The organism is Acidovorax sp. KPB24-07, assembly GCF_057543315.1.
Map to the genome: position 1 here is coordinate 1 of NZ_BAAJYS010000373.1, position 3,179 is coordinate 3,179.

Consider the following 3,179-nt stretch of genomic DNA (forward strand, 5'->3'; position numbering starts at 1 on the left):
CGCGCGCCAGGCCCTCGCGCACCAGGCCCAGCCCATGCCGGTGCCCCGCGCCTCGGGCGCGACCACCACGCGGCCGATGGAGGGCTCCACGTAGTGCACGCCCGGGTCGGTCAGCCGCAGGTAGGCCTGCAGGTCGCCCGCGCCGCCGCGGCCCAGCAGGTGCCAGGCGGTCTTGTCGGCCTCGTCGGGGTCTTGGTAAGGGCCCTGCTCCAGGATGAACACGCGGCAGCGCAGCGCCAGCGCATCGTGCAGCGCGTGCACGCCCATGTCGTCGAAGCGGGCCCAGGTCCAGTGCAGCGCCATCGTCAGACGAGCTTGACGAGCTGCTTGCCGAAGTTCTTGCCCTTGAGCAGGCCCAGGAAGGCCTCGGGCGCCGCGGCCAGGCCCTCGGCGATGGTCTCGCGCGGGCGCAGTTGGCCGGAGCCGACCAGCGTGCCCAGTTCCTTGAGCGCCTCGGGCCAGATCTCCATGTGCTCGCTCACGATGAAGCCTTCGATCTTCATGCGGTTCACCAGGATCAGCGCGGGGTTCTGCAGCGGCAGCGGCTGGCCGTCGTAGCCGGCGATCATGCCGCACACGGCCACGCGGGCGAAGGCGTTGGCGCGCAGCAGCACGGCGTCGAGGATGTAGCCGCCCACGTTCTCGAAGTGGCCGTCGATGCCGTCCGGGCAGGCGTCCTTCAGGGCCTTGGACATGGCCTTGAGGTCGCCGTGCTCGCGGTGGTCGATGCAGGCGTCGAAGCCCAGTTCCTCGGTCGCGTACTTGCACTTTTCGGGGCCGCCGGCAATGCCGACCACGCGGCAGCCGCGGGCCTTGGCCAGCGCGGCGAAGGCACTGCCCACCGCGCCGGTGGCCGCGCTCACCACCACCGTTTCACCGGCCTTGGGCGCGATGATCTTCACCAGGCCGTACCAGGCGGTCACGCCCGGCATGCCCACGGCACCCAGGTAGTGCGACAGCGGCACGTGGGTGGTATCGACCTTGCGCAGCATGCCGGGGGCGTTGCCATCGACCACGCTGTACTGCTGCCAGCCGCCCATGCCGACGACCTTATCGCCCACGGCGAACTTCGGGTGGCGGCTTTCGGCCACCTCGCCCACCGTGCCGCCGATCATCACCTCGCCCAGCGGCTGGCTGGCCGCGTAGCTCTTGCTGTCGTTCATGCGGCCGCGCATGTACGGGTCCAGGCTGAGGTAGTGGTGGCGCACCAGCACCTCGCCGTCCTTCAGGGCCGGCGTGTCGGTGGTCACCCGCTTGAAGTTGCTGGTGGCGGCTTCGCCCTGCGGGCGGTTGTCGAGCAGGATCTGTTCGTTGCTGGGCATGTTGGACTCCTTGGGTTGACTATTGTTTTGATAGCAGCATGCCGGCGTTTTCATTGCGCTGGCAGGCGATAGGGCTCCGAACCCTGGCGGGTTGGCGGCGGGTGGGTCAATCGGTGGGCAGTGCGCCTTCCGTGGCGCCCGCGCCGTCGGGTGCGCCGGGCGTAGCGGGCTTGCGCCGCACGTACTTGAAGGTGCCGGTGGCATGGCAGCACACGCGGCCTTCCGCATCGGTGACCGTGCCTTCGGTGAAGGCCATGGACACGGTGCGGTGGATGAGCCGCCCCCGCGCCACCAGCGGACCGCGCGCGGGCTGCATGAAGCTGGTCTTCATCTCGATGGTGACGACGCCGAAGTCGGGCGTGTCGCTGCGCGCCGCCGTGGCCATGGCCACGTCCAGCAGCGTCATGGAGGCACCGCCATGCGTGACGTCGAACGAGTTCATGTGCTCCGGCCGCGCTTCATAGTGCAGCTCGGACGAGCCACCCTTCATGTGGTGCAGCGTGAACCCCAGCTCATCGACAAAAGGAATTTCGACACCAAAACTCAGCACAGGGCACTCCAGGAATCATTGGAAAGACGAAAAGCATAGCCACGAAAACACACCGCCCGCCTCACCAGCGCCGCCGAGGGGTAGCGGAGGTTTCGCCGCCGGGCCGCCCCAAGGCGAAACACGCCCCCCTGGGGGCAGGAAGCGACACGCAGTGCGCGACCGTGGGGGCCACATTTCGCCGCCGGGCCGCCCCAAGGCGAAACGCGGCCCCCCTGGGGGGGCAGGAAGCGACACGCAGTGCGCGACCGTGGGGGCCACATTCAGCCGCCCGTGACGATGCTCACGCCACCGTCCACGGCCAGCCACTGGCCGGTGATGTGCTTGCCGGCATCGCTGGCGTACAGCACGCACAGGCCCTTCAGGTCTTCGTCGTCGCCCAGCCGTCCGAGCGGCGCATGGTTGGCGAGCTTTTCCTCACCCATGGCCTTCAGGGTGCCCACCGTCATCCGGCTCGGGAAGAAGCCGGGGCAGATGGCGTTCACGCGAAGGTTGTACTTGCCCCATTCGGCGGCCAGCGCACGGGTGAAGTTGATCACGGCGCCCTTGGAGGTGTTGTAAGCGATGGTGTTCATGCCGCTGGGGTTGCCGCCCAGGCCGGCGATGGAGGCCACGTTGATGATGCTGCCGCTGCGCCGCCCGATCATGCTGCGCTTGGCGATCTGCTGGCTCAGGATGAAGTAGCCGCGCACGTTCAGGTTCATCACCTTGTCCCAGGCCTCCACCGGGTGGTCCTCGGCCGGGGCGCCCCAGGCGGCACCAGCGTTGTTGACGAGGATGTCCACATCGCCCACGCGCTGCAGCGTCTCGTCGGCCAGGCGGCGGATGTCGGCCTCCTGCGCGCAGTCGGCGGCGATCCAGCGCGTGTCGATGCCGGCCTGCTGCAAGGTGGCCGTGGCCTCCTCCAGATCGGACGCCTTGCGCGAGCTGAGCACGATGCGCGCGCCGGCCTCGCCCAGCGCCTGCGCCAGCTGCAGCCCCAGCCCGCGCGAGCCGCCGGTGACCAGCGCGGTCTTGCCGGAGAGGTCGAACAGTTGTTGGATGGTGCGGGTCATGTCGGGGTCTCCTCGTTGGTGGTGATGGGGGGCCGGCGCGGCCTTCCTGAACGTTGCCCGATCCGCGCGGCGCCGGTGCATTGTGCTGCGGACCGGCGCCCGGCGGTGTCCCGGGAGCGATGGCCGGGCGCGGTCAGAACGCGTCTTCCGGCAGGCTGGCGCAGGTGTCGTCGCGCGTGCGCACCACGTTCAGCCAGGCGCCGATCTTGGGCAGCTCGTAATGAAAGAAGTAGCGCGCCGCGCCCAGGCGGCCCA

General features: G+C 69.3%; 5 protein-coding genes. All 5 read right to left on the minus strand.

The genetic code is table 11. The features are described from left to right. Window positions 1-303 (minus strand): GNAT family N-acetyltransferase (locus tag AC27IQ_RS21160; protein WP_487090670.1); only part of this gene is annotated, 303 nt, incomplete at its 3' end. A gap of 2 nt (window positions 304-305) precedes the next feature. Beyond that, on the minus strand, window positions 306-1,322 hold the full coding sequence (locus AC27IQ_RS21165) for an NADP-dependent oxidoreductase (protein ID WP_487090671.1): 1,017 nt from the start codon (window positions 1,320-1,322) through the stop codon (window positions 306-308). A gap of 106 nt (window positions 1,323-1,428) precedes the next feature. After that, complete coding sequence (locus AC27IQ_RS21170; protein ID WP_487090672.1) at window positions 1,429-1,872, minus strand: PaaI family thioesterase; 444 nt, start codon at window positions 1,870-1,872, stop codon at window positions 1,429-1,431. Between the two features lie 260 nt (window positions 1,873-2,132). Then, entirely contained in the window at window positions 2,133-2,924 is a 792-nt protein-coding gene (locus tag AC27IQ_RS21175) for an SDR family oxidoreductase (protein ID WP_317357624.1), read from the minus strand. 133 nt (window positions 2,925-3,057) lie between these two features. Further along, window positions 3,058-3,179, minus strand: a 122-nt coding sequence (locus AC27IQ_RS21180) for an acyl-CoA dehydrogenase C-terminal domain-containing protein (protein WP_487090673.1), incomplete at its 5' end; no start/stop codon positions are given.

Excerpts from the sequence above, each read along its gene's own strand:
- AC27IQ_RS21175 (WP_317357624.1), bottom strand. The coding sequence starts at position 2,924 with ATGACCCGCACCATCCAACAACTGTTCGACCTCTCCGGCAAGACCGCG.
- AC27IQ_RS21165 (WP_487090671.1), bottom strand. The coding sequence starts at position 1,322 with ATGCCCAGCAACGAACAGATCCTGCTCGACAACCGCCCGCAGGGCGAA.